Here is a 19,596-nt window from a genome sequence, read left to right as displayed (position 1 = left end):
GCGAAGGGTCCGTACGCTCTTTGCAAAGGTTGCGAATCAGCCGGTTCGCAAGTGCACGAAAATCCACGTTCTTGACCGTTCACGTAACCGTTCAGGACCGGAAACCTTCCGGGAAGGAGGGCACGAATGGAGAAGACTTTCGCCGGCGCGCGGTTGCGGCACCTCCGCGAAAGCCGTTCGATGAGCCAGGCCGATCTCGCCCGTGTGCTGGAGATCTCACCCAGCTACCTCAACCAGATCGAGCACAACTCGCGTCCGCTGACCGTGCCGGTGCTGCTGCGGATCACGCAGGCGTTCGGCGTCGACACCGAGTTCTTCGCCAACAACGACACGTCCCGGCTGGTCGCCGACGTCAAGGAAGCCCTGCTCGACGAAGCCCTCGGCATCGACGTCACCACCGGCGAGCTCAACGAGCTGGCCACGAACCTGCCGGCGATCGCCCAGGCGCTGGTCAAGCTGCACCGCAGCTACCGCAACGCCGTCGAAAACACCGCCGCGCTGACCACGGAAAACGGCCTGGGCCTGCACGGCAGCGCCGCCGCGCCGCTGCCGCACGAGGAGGTGCGCGACTTCTTCTACGAGCGCGAGAACTATGTCGCGGAACTGGACGAACGCGCCGAGAAGATGGCCGCGGACATCCCGCTGCAGCGCGGGCAGGTGCTGGGCGCGCTGAAGGAACGGCTTTCCCAGCGCTACGGCGTCGAGGTGACCAGCGAGGGCATCGACGAGGCCGCCGGCCAGCAGCACCGCTACGAGCCGGTGACGCGGGTGCTGCGGCTGGCGCCGAGCCTGCGGGTCGGGCAGCAGGCGTTCCGGATGGCTTCGCAGATCGCGCTGCTCGAGTACGACGACCTCATCACCGAGCTCGCCGACTCGTGGGCGTTTTCCGGACCGGCCGCCCGGTCGCTCGCCCGCGTCGGCCTGGCGAACTACTTCGCCGGGGCGCTGATCCTGCCGTACGGGCCGTTCCTGGCCGCGGCCGAGCGGTTCCGCTACGACATCGAGCGGCTGTGCGACCACTACGGCGTCGGTTTCGAGACCGTCTGCCACCGGCTGTCCACGCTGCAGCGGCCGAAGCAGCGCGGGGTGCCGTTCTCGTTCGTGCGGGTGGACCGGGCCGGGAACATGTCGAAGCGGCAGTCGGCGGCCGGGTTCCACTTCTCCCGCGTCGGCGGGGCCTGTCCGCTGTGGAACATCTACGAGGCGTTCACCCAGCCGGGCAAGATCCTCACCCAGATCGCCACCCTGCCCGACGGCAAGAGCTACTTCTGGATCGCGCGCACGGTGTCGCGCAACATCGGCGGCTACGGCAGCCCGGGCAAGACGTTCACGGTCGGCCTCGGCTGCGAACTGCGCCACGCCGGACGGCTCGTCTACTCGACCGGCCTCGACCTGGACGAGCCGGCCGCCGCGACACCCATCGGGATGGGTTGCAAAGTCTGCGAACGGCCGGCGTGCTCGCAGCGCGCGTTCCCGACGATCGGCAAGCAGCTCACCGTGGACGAGAACACCAGCACCTTCGTCCCGTACCCGGCGGTGCCCAAGGGCTGATCAGCCGATCACGTGCGGCGTCCACTTCGACTCGTCCGGGCCGATCGGCGTGATCCGGCTCAGCAGCTCCTGCGAAGTGATGCCCGTGGCCTGGGGCTTGTCGATCGCGACGCACGCCCGCAGGCCGTTCTTCGTCGTGCACACGGGCTTGCCGAGACCGTCCGCGCGGCCACCCGGCGGGGAGACGGTGATCGTCGCCAGAGCACCGTTCGACGAATATTGGAGCACCGCCCGCCACGGGACGCCGTCCTGGTCAGGGCGGCGCCACAGGGCGATGTCGGCGACGCGGAACGCCTCCGGCAGACCGGAGATGTGCAGCGGCAAGGGCACCGCGCGGTTCGCGAACGTCACTTCCCCGGCGACGCGCAGCAGGACCTGCTGCAGGTCGGGAAGGGCCAGGTAGTACGCGTTCAGCTCGGCCCAGCGGCCGTCCCCGGTCGGCCAGCGCAGGTAGCTGTTGCCCCGGTTCAGCGGGTCCCGGGCATCGGTCGTGATCCAGTAGCCGTCGCGGTCGCCGACCCGGACCGGGACGCGCACCGCCCGCCCGCCCATGTCGTGCCGGCGGTCCAGCGCGGGTTCCTGGTCGTACACGGCGAGCCAGATCATCGGCGCCAGGTCGCCGCGGCCGATGGCCAGCGCGTAGTCGCCGTGTTCGCCGGCACCGTACTCGACGCCCTTGATGGGCTCCGGCAGCCAGCCGAAGCTCGCCTTCGTCACCAGCGGGTTGTCGGTGGGCGCCGGCGCGACGGACGGCGCGACGGACGGCGGCTTGGGCAGCACGGCCGCCGGCGCGGCCGGCGGCGTGGTGCGGAACGCCGACACCGCCGTCAGCCCCCCGGCCGTCACCAGCGCGGCGCAGCCCACGACCAGCACCGTGGTCCGCACGCGACGACGGCGTTCCCCGAGCCGGCGGGCGCGGTCGAGGTCGATCCGGGCCGGCGGGGCGGGCGTCTCGGCCAGTTCCTTCAGCTTGGTGGCCAGCTCGTGGTCGGTCATGCCCGTCCCTCCCGGATCGGTTCGCGCAGCAGCTCGCGAAGCGTGTCCACGGCCTTCGCGGTCTGGCTCTTGACGGTGCCTTCGGAACAGCCCAGCGCCCGCGCGGTCTCGGCGACCGGCAGATCGCCGAAGTAGCGCAGGACGACGGTCGCGCGTTGCCGGGCCGGCAGCCGTTCCAGCGCGGCCCGCAGGTCCAGCGCCTGTTCGACGTCCGTGCCCGGTGTCGGCGGGTCCTGGTCGTTTTGGCGCAAATCCACCCGCCGCCACCACGACGTGCGCTGCTCGGCCAGGAAGGTGTTGACCAGCGTGCGGCGCGCGTAGCCGTCCAGGTTGCCGGCGCGGGACGCCCGCGCCCAGTTCGCGTAGAGCCGGGTGATCGCCGACTGGACCAGGTCGTCGGCCCGGTGCCAGTCGCCGCAGAGCAAGTACGCGACCTTGCGCAGCCAAGCCGCCCGCGCGGTCACGTACTCGGTGAATCCGGCGTCCATCGGCGTCCCCCATCTCGTTCGTCACCCCTTTGATGCGCCCGGAGGCCCGGCCGGTTGCCCGGGACGCGCGAGTCGTAGATTCACCGGGGTGCACGACATCGACACGGTGACCGCGGCGACGATCGAGAAGGCCGCCGAGCGGCTGGCCGGGGTGGTGACCCGGACGCCGCTCGAGCCGAGCGCCCGGTTGTCGTCCCGGGTGGACGCGCAGGTCTGGGTGAAGCGCGAGGACCTGCAGACCGTCCGGTCGTACAAGATCCGCGGCGCCTACAACTTCATCGTCCAGCTCGACGAGGACGTCCGCGCCCGGGGCGTCGTCTGCGCCAGCGCCGGCAACCACGCCCAGGGCGTCGCGTACGCGTGCCGCCGGCTCGGCGCCAACGGCCGCGTGTACGTCCCCGGGACCACGCCGCGGCAGAAGCGCGAGCGCATCGCGACGCTCGGTGGCGCGCACATCGAAGTGATCGTTGTCGGAGAAACGTACGAAGACGCCTTCGCCGCGGCCAACGAGGACGCCCAGCGCACCGGCGCGACCCTGGTGCCCGCGTTCGACGACGTCCGCACCGTCGCCGGCCAGGGCACGGTCGCGTGTGAGGTGATCGAGCAGCTCGGCTTCGTGCCGGACGTCGTGCTCGTGCCCGTGGGCGGCGGCGGGCTGCTCGCCGGGGTCGGCAGCTGGCTGCGCGAGCGGCACCCGGACGTCCGGATCGTCGGCGTCGAGCCCGCGGGCGCGGCCTGCATGGCGGCGGCCCTGGAGGCCGGGCACCCGGTGCGGCTGCCGGAGCTCGACTCCTTCGTCGACGGCGCCGCCGTGCGCGAAGCCGGCGCGGTCACCTATCCCCTGATCCGCGAGAGCGGCGCCGAACTGACCGCGGTCGCCGAGGGCGCGGTGTGCACCGAGATGCTCGCGATGTACCAGTCCGACGGGATCATCGCCGAACCCGCGGGCGCGCTCGCCGCGGCGTCGCTCGGCACGGTCGTCCGGGTCGAGCCCGGCCAGACCGTGGTCTGCGTGGTGTCCGGCGGCAACAACGACGTCAGCCGCTACAGCGAGATCCTCGAACGTTCGCTGATGCACGAAGGCCTGAAGCACTACTTCCTGGTCGGCTTTCCGCAAGAGCCGGGCGCGCTGCGGCGGTTCCTCGAGCAGGTGCTCGGGCCCGAGGACGACATCACCCGCTTCGAGTACGTCAAGCGCACCAACCGCGAGATGGGCCCGGCGCTGGTCGGCATCGAAATCGCCCGGTCGGCCGACCTGCCCGGGCTGCTCGCCCGGATGGACGCGAGCCCGCTGCAGGTGGAGCGGATCGAGCCGGGCAGCCCCCTGTTCCACTTCCTGCTCTGAGCGCGTGGTCCACTAGGCGGATGGTGAAGGTCGACGGTGTCCGCAGTGTTGAGGCGTTGCGCGAAAAAGTCCACGAGGGTGCGGAGCCCGAGTACCTGCTGTTCTACGGGCACACGCCCTCGAAGTCCGGGCGGGTGACGGCGAGCTGCCTGAGCCAGTGGTGGGTCGACCCGTTCGAGGCCGACGGCGTCGAGTACCCGACCGCCGAGCACTACATGATGGCCGGCAAGGCCGCGCTGTTCGGCGACCACGAGAAGGCCGAGCTGATCCGGACCACGCCGGACCCGAAGGCGGCGAAGGTGCTCGGCCGCGAGGTCGCCGGGTTCGACGCCGCTATCTGGGAGCGGCACCGGTTCGACATCGTCGTCGACGGGAACCTGGCCAAGTTCCGCGCCCACCGCGACCTGCGCCGGTTCCTGCTGGGGACCGGGGACGCGGTGCTCGTCGAGGCCTCCAAGAAGGACCTCGTCTGGGGCACCGGCCTCGCGCGCGAGGAGAAGAACGCGACCAAGCCGGACTACTGGCGCGGGCTGAACCTGCTCGGCTTCGCACTGATGGAGGTCCGCGACCAGCTGCGGGCGCGCATCTGACTCACGGCGCCGGGATCGGCGCTCCCGTGTCGAAGAAAGTGAGTACAGCGTCGGCGCTGAGCAGCGACGAATCGCCGGGCGCCCGGATCAGTCGCCCGGGCATTCGTTGTCGCCGCCGCTGCGCTCGACGCAGTGACGCGGCTCCGGTGGCGGCGGCGGAGCGGGGTGGGTCTAGGGCCCACCGGGCGAACATCAGCGGGACGACGATCAGCCACACCGCCGTCCCCACCGCCAGCAGCGCGGACACGGCAACCTCGCGGACCTCCCCCATGCGACCACCATGTCCAAAAACCGACCACGTGGCCCGAGCAGTCCTACTGGTCGCCGAGGGTTTTCTGGAGGGCCTTGTTCGCCTTGCGGGCCATGTCCGCGACGGCCTCGCGACGGGCGGCGTCGGCCGCGTAGTCGTCTTCGCGGTTGCGGACCACTCGCGCCGGCGCGCCGACCGCGATCGAGTAGTCCGGAATGTCACCACGGACGACCGCGTGGGCGCCGAGCACGCTGCCGCGGCCGATGCGGGTGCCCTTCAGGACGCTGACCTTGGTGCCGAGCCAGGTGTCCGGACCGATGCGGACCGGGGACTTCACGATGCCCTGGTCCTTGATCGGCACGTGAATGTCCGAAATGACGTGATCGAAGTCACAGATGTACACCCAGTCGGCGACCAACGTGGCCGCGCCGAGCTCGATGTCGAGGTAGCAGTTGATCACGTTCTGGCGGCCGAACACGGACTTGTCGCCGATCCGCAGCGAACCCTCGTGGCAGCGGATGGCGTTGCCGTCGCCGATGTGGACCCAGCGGCCGATTTCCAGCCGCCCGTAGCCGGGGCGGCAGTGGATCTCGACGTCCTTCCCCAGGAAGAGCATGCCCCGCAGGATGATGTGCGGGTTGGCGAGCCGGAACTTGAGCAGCCGGTAGTACCGGACCAGGTACCAGGGCGTGTACGCGCGGTTGCGCAGCACCCAGCGCAGCGAGTCGGCGGTCAGGAACTTCGCCTGCCGCGGGTCCTGCCGGGCACGGCGCCACGCCCGCACCCGCGACAGCGCGGGCGCACCCCACATCGACGTCATGCCCGTGACCGTAACCTGTGTGCGGGACGGGTTCGCAGGCAAGGGGAGCGGGATGGGCACGAAGCTGATCATCGACACCGACCCGGGCGTCGACGACGCGCTGGCGATCGCGCTGGCGGCGCTGTCCCCGGACGTCGACCTGCTCGGGGTGACGTCGGTTTTCGGCAACGTCCCCCTCGACCGCACGACGTCGAACGCGCGCCGGCTGCTGGAGCTCTTCGGCCGCACCGACGTGCCCGTGGCCGCCGGGGCGGCGCGCCCGCTGATCTACTCCAAGCCGCGTGACGCGAAAGAGGTCCACGGCGGCGACGGCCTGTCGGGCCACTCCTACACGCTCCCCGAGGCGACGCGGCCTCAAGACGAGCGCGATGCCGTCCGGCTGATGCTCGACCTGCTCGAGACGTCCGACGAACCGGTGACCATCGCCCCGATCGGGCCGCTGACGAACATCGCGGCCCTGCTCGCGGCCCACCCGGGTGCGGCGGCGAAGATCGCGCGGCTGGTGATCATGGGCGGCGGCGTGACGTTCGGCAACAGCACGACCGCCGCCGAATTCAACATCTGGAGCGACCCCGAGGCGGCCCGGCGGGTGCTGGTCGAAGAGGACGTCCCGGTCGTGCTGGTGCCGCTGGACCTCACGCACCGCTGCGCCGTCGACGGCGAGTGGCTGGCGAAGCTCGCGTCGTCGGGGCCCGTCGGCGCCACCCTCGAAGGCCTGACCTCGACCTACCGGCAGCACTACACGCGCGTGTTCGGCGAAGACCGGATGGTCATGCACGACGCCGTCGCGGTCGCCGAAGCGATCTCGCCGGGCATCCTGCACACCGAGACCTACCGGGTCGACGTCGACTGCGGTCTCGGCCCGGCGCGCGGCCAGACCCTGGTCGACCGGCGGCGGCTCGGCGAGGACGATCCGCAGTTCACCCCCGGCCGCCCGATCGAGGTCGCGCTGGACACCGACCTCGACGGCCTGCGCGGCTTCGTCCTCGACCGGCTCACCGGAGCGGCCCGGTGAGCGAGGAGCCCGAGGTCGTCCCGGCCGAACCGGCTGAGCCGTCCGAACTGTCTGAACCGGCCGAACCGGCCGCGTCCCGCCGCAGGAAGCCCGTGGTCGTGATCACGGCGGTGGTCGTGGTCGCGGGCGCCCTGGTGGCCGGCATCCTGCTCGCGCCGAAGCAGCAGGAGACCACGAACGCCGCCTCGACGGGCACACCGGCGTCGTCGACGTCGCCGAGGCCTTCGAAGCCGCCGACGACCACGCCACCGCAGACCTCGACGCCGCCGAAGGTGCCCGAAGCGAGCGAGTTCGACGCCTGGGCGTCCAAGACCAGCCAGTGGCTCGACGTGCCGCTGCGCGCGATGGTCGGCTACGCGAAGGCGACGACGAAGCTCGGCAAGGACGTCCCCGGGTGCCACCTTTCGTGGGTCACGCTGGCCGCGGTCGGAAAAGTGACCACGGACCACGGCCGCGCGCGGGGCGGGCAGTTCGGCACCACCGGTGTCCTGGACAAGCCGCTCGGCACGATCGAGGTGCGCGACTTCTACAACAAGGTCGTCTCGACGGCGAACGCCGCCGGGCCGATGCAGCTGTCCCCGGCGGTCTGGAACAAGTACCAGGCGAGCGCGTCCGGCGGGAAGCCCGATGTCCAAAACATCGACGACGCGGCGCTGACCACGGGCCGCGCGCTGTGCGCCGACGGCCACGACCTGTCCCAGGGCCAGGTGTGGTGGGACTCGGTCGGGACCCTGCAGCCGGCGCCGCTGTTCCTGCACCGGACGCTGGCCACGGTCAACGTCTACGGCACGGTCGGCCAGGGCTCGGCGGCGCCGAACGCGGCGGTGCTGAGCGCGGTGAACTTCGCGATCGACAAGATCGGCCTCCCGTACATCTGGGGCGGCAACGGCACCGGCGGCAACGACCCGGGCTTCGACTGCTCGGGCCTGACGACGGCGGCGTACGGCAGCGCGGGGATCAAGCTGATGCGCACGGCCGACACGCAGTTCCGCAGCGTCCCGCACGTGACCGACCCGCAATTGGGCGACCTGATCTTCTACGGCGAGCCGGCGACGAAGATCCACCACGTCGGCCTCTACATCGGTAACCAGCAGATGATCGACGCGCCGCAGACCGGCCAGGCGGTGCAGGTCCACTCGTACCGCCGGGACGGCGACGACTACGCCGGGGCGGGCCGTCCCACGGCCTGAAATCCGGCCGTGGTCGCGTGAGCGACCAAAAGGATTGGACGGGGTGCGGCCCGGGCTTGTAGCTTGCCGGGGACCGTGACACCGCCCGAGGAGGTGAGCCCCATGACCGCAGGATCGACGTGGGTGCTCCCCCGCCAGTCACGGCCGGGCGATTGACGTAGGTGTCGCCGGGAGCGCCAAGACACTCCCGAAAGGCACCACCGATGGACTCTTCGCCATCCACCACCGAGCCGTTCGACGTGATCATCGCCGGCTGCGGGCCGACCGGCGCGACGCTGGCCGCCGAACTGCGGCTGCACGACGTGCGGGTCCTCGTCCTGGAGCAGGACACCGAGCCCGCGTCGTTCGTCCGCATCGTCGGGCTGCACGTCCGCAGTCTCGAGCTGATGGCCATGCGCGGCCTGCTGGAGCGCCTCCTCCGGCACGGACGGCAGCGTCCGGCCGGCGGGTTCTTCGCCGCCATCCCCAAACCCGCGCCCCGCGACCTCGATTCCGCGCACGCCTACCTGCTGGGCATTCCGCAGCCGGTGATCGTCCGTCTCCTCGAAGAACACGCGATCCACCTGGGCGCCGAGGTCCGGCACGGGTGCGCCGTGGTCGATTTCGAACAAGACGGCGAGGGCGTGACCGTCGAGCTGGCCGATGGCGGACGACTGCGTGCGCGCTACCTCGTCGGCTGCGACGGCGGACGCAGCACGGTGCGCAAGCTCAGCGGCGTCGGCTTCCCCGGCGAGCCTTCGCGGATCGAGACGCTGATGGGCGAGATGGCGGTGGACGCGCCACCGGCGGAGATCGCCGCCAAGGTGACCGAGGTCAGCGAGACCCACAAGCGGTTCTGGCTCCGGCCCTTCGGTGACGGCGTCTACAGCGTCGTCGTCCCGGCCGCGGACGTCGTCGATCGCGCGACTCCACCCACCCTGGACGATTTCCGGCAACAGCTGCGGGCCGTCGCCGGAACCGACTTCGGCGTGCACTCGCCGCGCTGGTTGTCGCGGTTCGGGGACGCCACCCGGCTGGCCGAGCGCTACCGGACCGGGCGGGTGCTGCTGGCCGGCGACGCGGCGCACATCCACCCGCCCACCGGCGGCCAGGGCCTGAACCTGGGCATCCAGGACGCGTTCAACCTCGGCTGGAAACTGGCCGCGCGGCTCCGCGGCTGGGCGCCGGAACCGCTGCTGGACACCTACCAGGCCGAGCGTCGTCCGGTCGCCGAGGCCGTGCTCGACAACACCCGCGCCCAGATGGAACTTTCGTCCCCCGGACCGGGGCGGCAGGCGGTGCACCGGCTGCTCACCGAGCTGATGGACCTCGACGAGGTGAACCGCTACCTGATCGCGAAGATCACCGGGCTCGACATCCGCTACGACTTCGGTGCGGGTCCTGATCTGGTCGGCCGCCGCCTGCGCGACATCGACGTCGAACACGGCCGCCTCTACGACCGGCTGCACCGCGGCCGCGGCCTGCTGCTGGACCGCACCGGACGCCTGACCGCCGGCGGCTGGTCCGACCGGGTCGACCACCTCGCGGACCCCACCGCGGCCCTCGACGTCCCGGGCGTCCTGCTGCGCCCCGACGGTCACGTCGCCTGGGTCGGCGATGAGCAACGGGACCTGAACGACCAGCTGGCCCGCTGGTTCGGCTCACCTCTCCGGTGAGGCCCGGTGGACGGCGTCGAGGCGGGCCAGCTCGTCCGGCGTGAGCCGGAGGGCCCCGGCCGCGACGTTGTCCTCCAAATGACCACGGGTCCCGGTGCCGGGGATGACCAGCACGTGCGGTCCCCGCCGCAGCGCCCACGCGAGCCGCACCTGCGCCGGGCTCACCCCGTGCGCCCGGGCGGCGGCGAGCACCTCCTCGTGCTCGTCGCCGCCCGCTCCGGCCTCGCGCCCGGCGCCGGCGATCGCGAAGAACGGCACGTACGCGATGCCCTGCTCGCCGCAGGTGTCGACGAACGAGTCCTGGCCCCGGCGGTAGCCCAGGCCGTAGGCGTTCTGCACGCACACCACCGGCGCGACGGCCTGCGCCTGGGCGAGGTGCTCGGGCCGCGCGTTGGAGATGCCGAGGTGCCGGATCAGCCCGGCCTCGCGCAACCCGGCCAGCGCGCCGAAGTGCTCGCTGATCGAGGCCGGCCCCGAGACGCGCAGGTTCACCAGGTCCAGGTGGTCGCGGCCGAGCTGGCGCAGGTTCTCTTCGACCTGTCCGCGCAGCTGCTCCGGGCGAGCCAGGGGCAGCCATTCGCCGGCCGGATCGCGGGCCGGGCCCACCTTGGTGGCGATGACGAGGTCGTCCGGGTACGGCGCCAGCGCGCGGTTGATCAGCTCGTTGGCCGAACGCAGCCGGGAGAAGTAGAACGCGGCGGTGTCGATGTGGTCGACGCCCAGCTCGACGGCCCGGCGCAGCACGCCGATCGCCTGGTCCCGATTGCGCGGGACGGCGTCGGCGGCGAACGCCTGGCCGTTTTGCGGCAACCGCATCGCGCCGAAGCCGATGCGGTTGACCGTGCGGTCGCCGAGCGTCCAGGTGCCGGGCAGGTCCGTGATCATCAGCGGATGATGGCACCGGCTCAGCCGAGGTGGTCGTTGGCCCCGCTCACCCAGGCGATGTAGCGCTCCGCGGACCGGCGCACCACGCCCTTGGCGTCCCCGAGGACCTTGCCGCCGAGAAGACCGTAAAGGCGGTCGAACTCGTAGGGCTCGAGGCGGTCCACGATCCGCTGCACCAGGCCCGCGGAGAGCGGGATGCGGTTGGGGTAGCTGCGCATGAAGGTCACCCACCCGGCCGCCGCCACCGGGAGCATGGTGTCGCCGACCAGCAGGGTGCCGCCGGTGTCGTTCTCGACGTGGGCGACCGCGGCGCCGGGGAAGTGCCCGCCGGCTTCGACGAGGGTCACCCCGGGCAGGACCCGCTCGGTGCCGGACCACTCCCGGATCACGGCGTCCTCGCGCTGCACCCAGCGCCGATCGGCGGAGTGGACGAGGACGGGCACGTTCCCGAGCCGATGGCTCCAGCCGACCTGGGAGCCGTACATGTGCGGGTGACTGGCGACGATCACCGCGGCCCCGCCGAGCTCCTCGATCTTCGCGGCCAGCGTCGGGTCGAGGTGGTTCGGCGGGTCCCACAGCAGGTTGCCGCCGGGCGTCCGGACCAGGTGCGTCCACTGGCCGATCCCGAACTGCGGTTCGCGGTTGAACCCGTGCAGGCCCGGTTCGAGTTCCCGGTGCACCACTTCGCGGCTGCCGGCCGCGAGCTCGTCGAGGGTCGTCCACACCTGCCCCGAGGTGGGCACCCACTGCCGGTCGTCGGCGCAGATGGCGCAGTCGCCGGCCGGGGGCCGGTCGGTGTCGGGGTGTTCGACCCCGCAGGTTCCGCAGATCCAGATCGTCATGGCGCCAGTCTCGGAACTCGACCTAGGTGGAGGTCAAGGCGCAGGGTTCCTGGAGGCGTGCCGCACCGATGTCCGGCACGTGCTGAGCTTCAGCCGCGGAGGCGGCGGATCGTGGTGCGGAGCTTTTCGATCTCTTCCGCCATGCGCCGCACACCGCGAACACGACGGAAACCCCGAGCCGTGCGCGTTTCAGCTCCCCAGTCGCCCGGCCACCCTACGGATCTTGGACCGGCGCGAAGCCACTGTCCAGGTCCGTGGAGGCCGGCTTGGGGGCAGCCCATTCCGGCCCCACGGCCGCCGCCGCAGGGCCTACGGTGGTGGGGTGAAGTCGTTGAGCCACGAGCGGCTGGCCGCCGCCCTCGGCACCGAAGCGGAGCGGTTCGGGATGGCGATCGCTGGCGCCGCGCCGGACTTGCGCGTCCCGACGTGTCCGGAGTGGACACTGCGGGACCTGACCTGCCACGTCGGGATCGCCTATTACAAGTCCGCCGCCATCATCGCGAGCCGGTCCACGGGTTACGTGCCGTTCGAGGCCGTCACGATCGACGAGCCGCCCGCGTTCGAGGCCCTCGGCGGCTGGCTGCGCGATGGCGCACAGCGGCTCGTCGCCACGGTGGCCGAGGTCGGCCCCGAGACCCCGACGTCGACGTGGAGCCCCGATCGGCGCGCCGGGTTCTGGACGCGGCGGCTGACCCACGAAACGGTCGTCCACCGCGCGGACGCCGCCTTCGCGACGGGCACGCCGTACGACGTCGACGCGGATCTCGCCGCGGACGGGATCTCCGAGGGACTGGGGCTGGCGGCCGCCTTCTCGCGCCTGCAGCACCCGGCGCTGGACCGGACGTCGTTGCGAGGCACCGGCGAGACGCTGCTGTTCCACGCCACCGAACCCGACGTCCACTGGCTCGTCCGGCGGACCCCGTCGGGGGTCGAGGTGGCCCAGGAAGCCGCCGAGGCCGACGTCGTCGTCGAGGGTCGTGCCGCCGACCTGCTCCTCGCGCTGACCGAGCGGCTCGCCGCGGACGACGCCCGGCTCACCGTGTCCGGCGACGCGGCCCTGTTCCACCACTGGCGGGAAAACACGCGCTTCTAGCCGTGGCCGGTGCCGGGTTCCGAACGCGGTCAGCCTGTGTAAGGTCCCTGTCATGAGTTCCGCCCCGACCGGCGACCGGCCCGGCTACCTGCTCAAACGCGCCCAGCAGGCACTGAACCAGGCCTGCACCGACCGGCTGCGCCCCCTGGAGCTGTCGATGTCGCAGTACGCCGTGCTGCGCGCGCTCTACGACCACCCCGGCGCGTCGTCGGCGGAACTCGCGCGGATCACGTTCGTCACGCGGCAGTCGCTGCGGGACGTCCTGGGCGGCCTGCGGTCCGCCGGACTGGTCACCGTCGCCGAGCAGGCGAGCACCGGCCGGGCGCGGCCGGTGGCGCTCACGCCGGCAGGTCAAGCCCGGCTGGACGCAGCCGAAGAGCTGGTCGCGCAGGTCGAGGCGCAGATGCTCGACACGTTGCCGGCCGACCGGCGGCGCGACCTGGCCGAGCTGCTGCGCATCTGCGTCGGCAACCTGACTTGACGGCGGTCGTATAGTCGGTTCCGAACAATAGGGAGCGACTAATGCCGTCACGCAAGATCCGCAACACGCTCGCCCTGGCCCTGCTCGGCCTGCTGCTGGAACGCCCGATGCACCCGTACGAAATGGCGTCCACGCTGCGCGAGCGGCACAAGGGCTCGACGTTCAAGATCAATCCGGGCTCGCTCTACGACACCGTGGAGTCCCTGGCGAAGCAGCGCTGGATCGAGCCTGTCGAGACGGTCCGGGAAGGCAACCGGCCGGAGCGGACCGTCTACGCGCACACCGAGCTCGGCCGCCAGGAGTTCGTCGCCTGGCTCGACGAACTGGTCCGCGAGCCGGTCGCGGAGTACCCGAAGTTCGTCGCGGCGGTGAGCTACCTCGGCGCGCTCGGCCCGGACCGTGCCGCCGACGCACTGGAGGAACGCGCCCGGCACCTCGCCGAACGCATCGACGGCGCCGACACGGCGCTGGCCGAGACCGTCGGCAAGGGAGCGCCGCGGCTGTTCATGATCGAGGTCGAGTTCGTCCGGGACGCGTGGCGTGCGGAGCTCGACTGGGCGCGCCGGACGGCCGCCGAAATCCGGTCCGGGTCCCTGCCCTGGCCCGAAAACTTCTGAGGGGAATCATGTCCGATCTCGAAACCGACGTCCTCGTCGCCGGCGCCGGCCCGGCGGGCCTGCTGCTCGCCGCGGAGCTCGCGCTGGCCGGTGTCCGCACCACGATCGTCGAGCGCCTGCCGGAGCGTCCGCCGTATTGCCGCGGCTTCAACCTGAACGCACGGGCGCTGGACCTGCTCGCCCGCCGTGGGCTGGCCGAGGGTCTGGTGGCCGAGGGGCACCAGGTGCCGCACGCACCGGCGACCGGCCTGCCCGGCCCGCTCCTGCTCGACGGCACGGCGACCGATCACCCGTTCTCGCTGGGCATCCCGCAGACCCGCGTCGAAGAGGTCCTGGAGGCGCGGGCCCTCGAACTTGGCGCCGAAATCCTGCGCGGCCACGATCTGCGCTCGTTCACCCAGTCCGCGGACGAGGTCACCGCGGTGGTCCACAATGGACGGTTCGGCCGGACGATCCGCGCGCGCTTCCTCGCCGGCTGCGACGGCGGCCGCAGCACCGTCCGCAAACAGGCGGGAATCGGTTTCCCCGGCGTCGACGCGCGCTGGTACGCGCTGCTCGGCGACGTCGAATGCGACCTGCCGTACGGGCCTTCGGCGGGCCCGGACGGGCGGAGCGTGTTCGTCATCCCGCGGCCCGGGTACGTCCGGATCGTGGTCCGGGAGGACGACCCGCCATCGGACAAGGACACGCCGGTCACGCTGGAGCGGTTGCAGGCGCAGGTGGACGCGGTCCTCGGCCGCCGCGCCGAGTTGCGCGCACCCCGCTGGCTGAGCCGCTTCGGCGACGCGGCCCGCCTGGCCTCGAGGTATCGCGAAGGCCGGGTGCTGCTGGCGGGCGACGCGGCCCACATCCACCCGCCGGCGGGCGCGATCGGCGTGAACGTCGCGCTCGACGACGCGTTCAACCTGGGCTGGAAACTGGCGGCGACGGTGCGGGGAACAGCACCGGATGGGCTCTTGGACACCTACCACGCCGAGCGGCACGCGGCGGGTGCGCGGATCCTGGCGAACACACGGGCGCAGGTGGCGCTGGACGAAGCCGGGGACGAACCGTGGGCGGATCTGATGCGGCGCGTGGCGGCGCACCCGGCGGGGAACCGCGCGCTGGCGGAGATCATCACGGGGCTGGACGCGTGTTATGAGCCGGGCGGGCACGCGTGGCTGGGGCGGTTGGCGCCGGACGTGCCGCTGCGGGTGTCGGGAGCGGAGACGCACTTGGCGGCGCTGCTGCACGCCGGGCGGCCGGTGTTGGTGGATTTGACTTCATCGGGATCGTTCGCCGCTTGGCCGACGGTTGTGGCCGCTTCGAGTCCGTCCATTTTGGACGTTGATGCGGCGCTGCTGCGGCCGGACGGGCACGTCGCCTGGGTGGGCACGCCGGGCAACGGTGAGGCGGGGCTGGCGGAGGCGATGCATCGGTGGGTCGGCGATGCTCCGGTCCCGGCGTCCGCCTGACTGGAGTGGCAGGGGCGGGGCCGCAAACTCCCCCCGCCCTTCCCTGGGGGGCGTCCCCAAGTCCAGTCTATCGGTGGGGTGCGACAAACTCCCGAAAATGGCCGGCGAGCGACCCGGTTCTCCACAACGCGGCCAGGCTGTGGACAACCAGCTTCGCGCTCAGGAGTGCGGGCGTTCCAGGACTGCCCGCTGCTCCACCCGGCCGTCCAGCACGAACTTGCTGTGCACCGTGAACCCGAGCTTCTCCACCACCCGAGCCGACGGCTTGTTCGCCGGCTCGTACACCGCCAGCAACCGGTCCGCCCAGGCCGAGGCGAACGCGCGGTCGCGGACCGCCGTCGTCGCTTCCGTTGCGTAGCCGCGGCCCCAGGCCGAGGGCGCTATCCACCAGCCCATCTCCACCGCCGGCCGGCCGAGGCCCGACTCCATCGCAGTGCGGCGGACCAAGGAGACCACTCCGTCGAACGAACCCGGCGTCGCCGATACCGCGAACCAGCCGAAGCCGTGTTCGGTCCAGTGGGCGAGCGTTGCCCGGTGCTTGGCCAGCGTGTACGCGCGGCTCCACCGCACACCCGTTCCCACATAACGGACCGTCTCGGGCAGCTGGGCCAACGCGAACAAACCGGCGAAACACGCTTCGGACCACGCGTGCAGCGTGAGCCTTTCCGTGGTGATCAGCACCGCTGCCAGTCTAGTGTTCGCCCAGCAGCACGGCGATCCCGTCGAGCTGGCGGCGCAACCCGAACTCGAACGCCTCGTCGAGGTCGACGTCCTCGACACCGGTCATCACCTCGGCCAGCGCCGGGAACCGGCCCGATTCGAGAAACTGCGTCAGCAGCGCCATGTCGGCCTCCAGGCGCTGGTCGCCCGTGATGCCCGTGTCCTGCTCCGCCTGGACCTCGAACGCGTTGCTCACGGCCAGGCCGCCGACCCAGCCGTTGAGCGTCATGATCACCTGCAGCTTCACCCGGCGCTTCAAACCGGTGCCGGCCAGCGCCCGCAGCGACCAGTCGACCAGCCGGAAACCCGCCGCCAGCACCGGCGGGCGGACCAGGGAATTGAGCAGGATCGGCGCCAGCCACGGGTGACGGCGGTACGCCCGCCACTGCGCGAGGGCCGCCAGTTCGAGACGCGGCCGCCACCGCGCCGGGCCCGGCTCCGGCAGCTCCGCCTCCCCGAGCGCGACGTCGGCCATCAGCCTGAGCAGCTCGTCCTTGTCCGGCACGTGCCGGTACAGCGCCATCGGGCCGACACCCAGCTCGGCCGCCAGCCGCCGCATCGACAGCGCGGCGAGGCCTTCGGCGTCGGCCAACGCGATGGCCGCGCGCACCAGCGCGGCACGGCCCAGCGGCGGCTTGGCCGGCGTCCGGTCGGCGACGACCGTGCCGCTGCCCGGCACCGCGCGCACCCAGCCCTGCTCGCCCAGCACGGAGAGGGCCTTCGCCGCGGTCGCCATCGCGACACCCCACTCGCGGACCAGCGCCCGGGTCGACGGGACGCGGTCGCCCGGCCGCAGCTCACCCGCGCCGATCCGGCGGCGCAGGTCCGCCGCGATCCGCAGGTAGGGCGCCTCGGCCACCGAGAACTCCGTACTAGAACACTTACCGACCAAACCTAGAACGGTTTCAGGGTACTCCCCCAGCTTCGGCAGCAAGGATTGTCGTTCGAACACCGTGGAAATACGGTTCGAATACACCGTACGAAACAGGGGGAACCATGACGACGACCGAAGTCCGCCGCCCGAAGCCGTGGCTGCGCCGCCCGTGGGTGTTCCCGCTGGGGCTGCTCGTCACCGCCTTCCTGGTGTTCTCACTGCCGCCCTACCTCGGGCTCGATCCCGCGCGGTCGCGAATCCCGGCCCCGACCGGCTGGTACTACCCGGTGCTCGTCACGCACATCGGCTTCGCGACCCTCGCCATGGTGACCTGCGCACTGCAGATCTGGCCCTGGCTGCGGCAGAAGCACCCGGCGGTGCACCGCCGCACCGGGCGTGTGTACGTCTTCGCCGGGGCGATCCCGGCGTCGGTCGCCGGTTTCGCCATCGCGCTCGCGGCGCCGTTCGGCCCGGTCGGGGCCGTGTCGAACGTCCTGCTCGCGACGCTCTGGTTCGGCTGCACCGTGCAGGGCTACCGGATGGCGCGGGCGCGCCGGTTCGGCGAGCACCGCCGGTGGATGGTCCGCAGCTTCGCGCTGTGCATGTCGATCATCAGCAACCGGATCTGGGGCGTGGTCTGGGCGATGGTGCTGACGCCGCAGCTGGACACGACGTTCGGCGGCAGCGAACTGGCGCTGGGCCAGGCGATCGCCGGGATCACCACGTGGACCGGCTGGGTGCTCCCGCTGCTGGCCGCCGAATTCTGGCTCGGCCGAGGGCGAGGCCGAGGCCGGGCCGCCGCCGCGCGGGGAGCCTGAGCCACGCACCGTGACCGGGGTAGCCCGTTCGGCCGATGGTCCACACCACCGTAAATGGTCTATACCAATAGGGACAGGTCCGCCGCCGCGCTTCGAGTCGTGGAGGTTCCCATGCGTCTCCGTTCCCTGCTGGCCGTCGTGGTCGGCGCCACCTTGCTGAGCACCGGGGTCGCCGATGCCGCGGCCGGCTCGCCGATCCCGGTCGGTCCCTATGTCGACATGGGTGCCTGGCCGACGCCCAGCCTGTCGGCGATGTCGGCCGCGAGCGGCGTCAAGGGCTTCACGCTCGCGTTCGTCAACTCGTACGGCTGCAAGGCCAGCTGGTTCGGCGCCTACGACCCGCGCACGGCGTGGCAGAAGGAGGAGATCGCCAAGATCCGCAACGCCGGCGGGGACGTCAAGATCTCCTTCGGCGGCGCGTCCGGCATCGAGCTGGCGCAGGCGTGCAGCACGTCCGCGCAGGTCGCGGCCGAATACGACGCCGTCGTCAAGGCCTACGGCCTGAAGTACGCCGACTTCGACATCGAAGGCGCGGCGGTCGCGGACCCGGCGTCGATCGCACGCCGATCCCAGGCCCTGAAGACGCTGCAGAACGCCAACCCCGGGCTGAAGATTTCGCTGACCCTGCCGGTGCTGCCCACCGGCCTCGACGCCAACGGGCTCAACGTCGTCAAGGCCGCCAAGAGCGCCGGGGTGAACCTGGATCTGGTCAACATCATGGCGATGGACTACTACCAGGGCGCCGGTGACCAGGGCGCGAAGGCGATCTCGGCGGCCAAGGCGACCCAGGCGCAGCTCAAGTCGCTCTACGGGCTGAGCGACGCGGCGGCGTGGAAGAAGGTCGGCGTCACCCCGATGATCGGCGTCAACGACTCGCAGAACGAGATCTTCTACCAGAAGGACGCCAAGGCGCTGGTGGCCTTCGCCAAGACCGTCCACCTGGGCATGCTGTCGTTCTGGGAAGCCGGCCGCGACGCCAACGCGTGCACCGGCGCGCTCTACAAGTGCACCAACGTGCCGCAGGCGAAGTACGAGTTCGCGAAGATCTTCGCCGGCTACACCGGCTGAGTCACCACCGGGCGGCGTCCGCGAGCAGTGCGTCCCGCACCGCCGCGGGCCCCGGCCGGCAGGGCTCCGTTCGGGTGACCGCGAACAGCGTGTTGATCGGTGGCTCCGCCGGCTCGAGGAGCGCGATCAGCTCCCCCGACGCCAGTTCCGCCGCGCAGAGGTACCGCGGCAGCACGCTGACGCCGAAGCCCGCCAGCACACCGGCCAGGACTCCGCGCAGGTCCGGGACGACGACCGCGGGCCCGGCGGACGGACGCGTGCCCAGGACCGAACGCCAGTAACGGCGGATGATCGGCAGGTCCTCGGCGTAGGCCACCAGCGGCGCCGTCCGGGGATCACCGGTGAAGCCGCGGGGGCCGACCAGGACGAACTCCTCGTCGGTCAGCGGGGTGGCCGTGAAGCCGCGGCCGCGGGGCCGGATCGTCGAGACGACCAGGTCGAAACGCCGCTGGGCGAGCCCCGCCAGCAGGTCGTCGGCCAGGCCGAACGTCACCCGCAGCTCGAGCCCGCACGCCACCAGGCCGGCCAGCGCGGGCAGGACCCGGGCCGTGGTCAGCTCGGCGGGCCCGGCCAGGTGCACCGGAGCCGCGAACGGCTCGGGCTGCGCCGCGACGACGCCGGTGAGCGCGTCGATGTGCGGGGCGATCCGGGCGGCCAGCTCGTCGGCCACCGACGTCGGGGTCACGCCGCGGGCGCGCCGGACGAACAACTGCTGGCCGAGCTGGTCCTCCAAGGCCCTGACCTGCGCGGTCACCGTCGGCTGGGACAGTCCCAGCGACGGTGCCGCGCCGGTCAGCGAGCCGGCCCGGTGGACGGCCAGGAACGTGCGCAGCAGGTCGAGGTC

General features: G+C 71.7%; 21 protein-coding genes. 12 read left to right on the top strand and 9 right to left on the bottom strand.

What is annotated here, in order from left to right:
- Nucleotides 1-126 precede the first annotated feature (126 nt).
- Nucleotides 127-1,551, top strand: coding sequence for a short-chain fatty acyl-CoA regulator family protein (locus tag ISP_RS08810; RefSeq protein WP_013223535.1), 1,425 nt, complete (start codon nucleotides 127-129; stop codon nucleotides 1,549-1,551).
- Here the strand turns inward: ISP_RS08810 and ISP_RS08805 are convergent, their stop codons facing one another.
- Nucleotides 1,552-2,547, bottom strand: coding sequence for a hypothetical protein (locus ISP_RS08805; RefSeq protein ID WP_013223534.1), 996 nt, complete (start codon nucleotides 2,545-2,547; stop codon nucleotides 1,552-1,554). It abuts the gene before it with no gap.
- Nucleotides 2,544-3,035 (bottom strand): SigE family RNA polymerase sigma factor, encoded by a 492-nt coding sequence (locus ISP_RS08800; protein WP_013223533.1) that lies wholly within the window; start codon nucleotides 3,033-3,035, stop codon nucleotides 2,544-2,546. The genes ISP_RS08805 and ISP_RS08800 overlap by 4 nt, the downstream gene beginning before the upstream one ends.
- 88 nt (nucleotides 3,036-3,123) lie before the next feature.
- Between ISP_RS08800 and ilvA the strand changes: the two genes are divergently transcribed.
- Nucleotides 3,124-4,380 (top strand): threonine ammonia-lyase IlvA, encoded by a 1,257-nt coding sequence (ilvA, locus tag ISP_RS08795; RefSeq protein ID WP_013223532.1) that lies wholly within the window; start codon nucleotides 3,124-3,126, stop codon nucleotides 4,378-4,380.
- Between the two features lie 20 nt (nucleotides 4,381-4,400).
- On the top strand, nucleotides 4,401-4,970 hold the full coding sequence (locus ISP_RS08790; RefSeq protein WP_013223531.1) for an NADAR family protein: 570 nt from the start codon (nucleotides 4,401-4,403) through the stop codon (nucleotides 4,968-4,970).
- A 1-nt stretch (nucleotide 4,971) separates the two neighbouring features.
- Here ISP_RS08790 and ISP_RS08785 read toward each other — a convergent pair whose 3' ends face one another.
- Together ISP_RS08785 and ISP_RS08780 are read right to left on the bottom strand one after the other, a co-directional pair.
- Nucleotides 4,972-5,241: a hypothetical protein gene (locus ISP_RS08785; protein ID WP_014466693.1), complete on the bottom strand. Its 270-nt coding sequence runs from the start codon at nucleotides 5,239-5,241 to the stop codon at nucleotides 4,972-4,974.
- A 43-nt stretch (nucleotides 5,242-5,284) separates the two neighbouring features.
- Nucleotides 5,285-6,040: an acyltransferase gene (locus tag ISP_RS08780; protein WP_013223530.1), complete on the bottom strand. Its 756-nt coding sequence runs from the start codon at nucleotides 6,038-6,040 to the stop codon at nucleotides 5,285-5,287.
- Between the two features lie 52 nt (nucleotides 6,041-6,092).
- Between ISP_RS08780 and ISP_RS08775 the strand changes: the two genes are divergently transcribed.
- The 3 genes from ISP_RS08775 to rox all read left to right on the top strand — a co-directional run bounded on the left by ISP_RS08775 (nucleotide 6,093) and on the right by rox (nucleotide 9,900).
- Nucleotides 6,093-7,055, top strand: a complete 963-nt coding sequence (locus ISP_RS08775) for a nucleoside hydrolase (RefSeq protein ID WP_013223529.1) — start codon at nucleotides 6,093-6,095, stop codon at nucleotides 7,053-7,055.
- Nucleotides 7,056-7,147: 92 nt separating this feature from the next.
- Entirely contained in the window at nucleotides 7,148-8,245 is a 1,098-nt protein-coding gene (locus ISP_RS08770; protein ID WP_013223528.1) for a C40 family peptidase, read from the top strand.
- Between the two features lie 203 nt (nucleotides 8,246-8,448).
- Nucleotides 8,449-9,900, top strand: coding sequence for a rifampin monooxygenase (rox, locus tag ISP_RS08765; RefSeq protein ID WP_013223527.1), 1,452 nt, complete (start codon nucleotides 8,449-8,451; stop codon nucleotides 9,898-9,900).
- On the opposite strand, the gene ISP_RS08760 is transcribed toward rox, so the two are convergent.
- Nucleotides 9,886-10,785 (bottom strand): oxidoreductase, encoded by a 900-nt coding sequence (locus tag ISP_RS08760; RefSeq protein WP_013223526.1) that lies wholly within the window; start codon nucleotides 10,783-10,785, stop codon nucleotides 9,886-9,888. The genes rox and ISP_RS08760 overlap by 15 nt on opposite strands.
- Before the next feature lie 20 nt (nucleotides 10,786-10,805).
- A complete protein-coding gene (locus ISP_RS08755; protein WP_013223525.1) occupies nucleotides 10,806-11,627 on the bottom strand; it encodes an MBL fold metallo-hydrolase in 822 nt (273 codons plus the stop codon).
- 322 nt (nucleotides 11,628-11,949) lie between these two features.
- On the opposite strand from ISP_RS08755, the gene ISP_RS08750 reads away from it, so the two are divergent.
- The 4 genes from ISP_RS08750 to ISP_RS08735 are packed head-to-tail and all read left to right on the top strand — an operon-like array spanning nucleotide 11,950 to nucleotide 15,272.
- Nucleotides 11,950-12,720 (top strand): maleylpyruvate isomerase family mycothiol-dependent enzyme, encoded by a 771-nt coding sequence (locus tag ISP_RS08750; RefSeq protein WP_013223524.1) that lies wholly within the window; start codon nucleotides 11,950-11,952, stop codon nucleotides 12,718-12,720.
- Between the two features lie 52 nt (nucleotides 12,721-12,772).
- Nucleotides 12,773-13,201, top strand: a complete 429-nt coding sequence (locus ISP_RS08745; RefSeq protein WP_013223523.1) for a MarR family winged helix-turn-helix transcriptional regulator — start codon at nucleotides 12,773-12,775, stop codon at nucleotides 13,199-13,201.
- 41 nt (nucleotides 13,202-13,242) lie between these two features.
- Nucleotides 13,243-13,818 carry a PadR family transcriptional regulator gene (locus tag ISP_RS08740; RefSeq protein ID WP_013223522.1) on the top strand — a complete coding sequence of 192 codons (576 nt, stop codon included), beginning with the start codon at nucleotides 13,243-13,245 and terminating at the stop codon, nucleotides 13,816-13,818.
- A gap of 8 nt (nucleotides 13,819-13,826) precedes the next feature.
- Nucleotides 13,827-15,272 (top strand): FAD-dependent monooxygenase, encoded by a 1,446-nt coding sequence (locus ISP_RS08735; protein ID WP_013223521.1) that lies wholly within the window; start codon nucleotides 13,827-13,829, stop codon nucleotides 15,270-15,272.
- 159 nt (nucleotides 15,273-15,431) lie between these two features.
- Here ISP_RS08735 and ISP_RS08730 read toward each other — a convergent pair whose 3' ends face one another.
- Nucleotides 15,432-15,953, bottom strand: coding sequence for a GNAT family N-acetyltransferase (locus ISP_RS08730; protein WP_013223520.1), 522 nt, complete (start codon nucleotides 15,951-15,953; stop codon nucleotides 15,432-15,434).
- Between the two features lie 10 nt (nucleotides 15,954-15,963).
- Nucleotides 15,964-16,851, bottom strand: a complete 888-nt coding sequence (locus tag ISP_RS08725; protein WP_013223519.1) for a TetR/AcrR family transcriptional regulator C-terminal domain-containing protein — start codon at nucleotides 16,849-16,851, stop codon at nucleotides 15,964-15,966.
- A 137-nt stretch (nucleotides 16,852-16,988) separates the two neighbouring features.
- Between ISP_RS08725 and ISP_RS08720 the strand changes: the two genes are divergently transcribed.
- The gene (locus ISP_RS08720) at nucleotides 16,989-17,684 is read left to right on the top strand and encodes a DUF2306 domain-containing protein (protein ID WP_013223518.1); all 696 of its coding nucleotides are present in this window, start codon (nucleotides 16,989-16,991) and stop codon (nucleotides 17,682-17,684) included.
- A gap of 111 nt (nucleotides 17,685-17,795) precedes the next feature.
- On the top strand, nucleotides 17,796-18,752 hold the full coding sequence (locus tag ISP_RS08715; protein ID WP_013223517.1) for a chitinase: 957 nt from the start codon (nucleotides 17,796-17,798) through the stop codon (nucleotides 18,750-18,752).
- A 1-nt stretch (nucleotide 18,753) separates the two neighbouring features.
- Here ISP_RS08715 and ISP_RS08710 read toward each other — a convergent pair whose 3' ends face one another.
- The gene (locus tag ISP_RS08710; protein WP_080582918.1) at nucleotides 18,754-19,584 is read right to left on the bottom strand and encodes a LysR family transcriptional regulator; all 831 of its coding nucleotides are present in this window, start codon (nucleotides 19,582-19,584) and stop codon (nucleotides 18,754-18,756) included.
- Nucleotides 19,585-19,596: the final 12 nt, after the last annotated feature.

It is taken from the genome of Amycolatopsis mediterranei, from assembly GCF_026017845.1.
Lineage (GTDB): Bacteria > Actinomycetota > Actinomycetes > Mycobacteriales > Pseudonocardiaceae > Amycolatopsis > Amycolatopsis mediterranei.
Note: the sequence above shows the minus strand (reverse complement) of the source record. Positions and strands in the feature narration are given on the sequence as shown.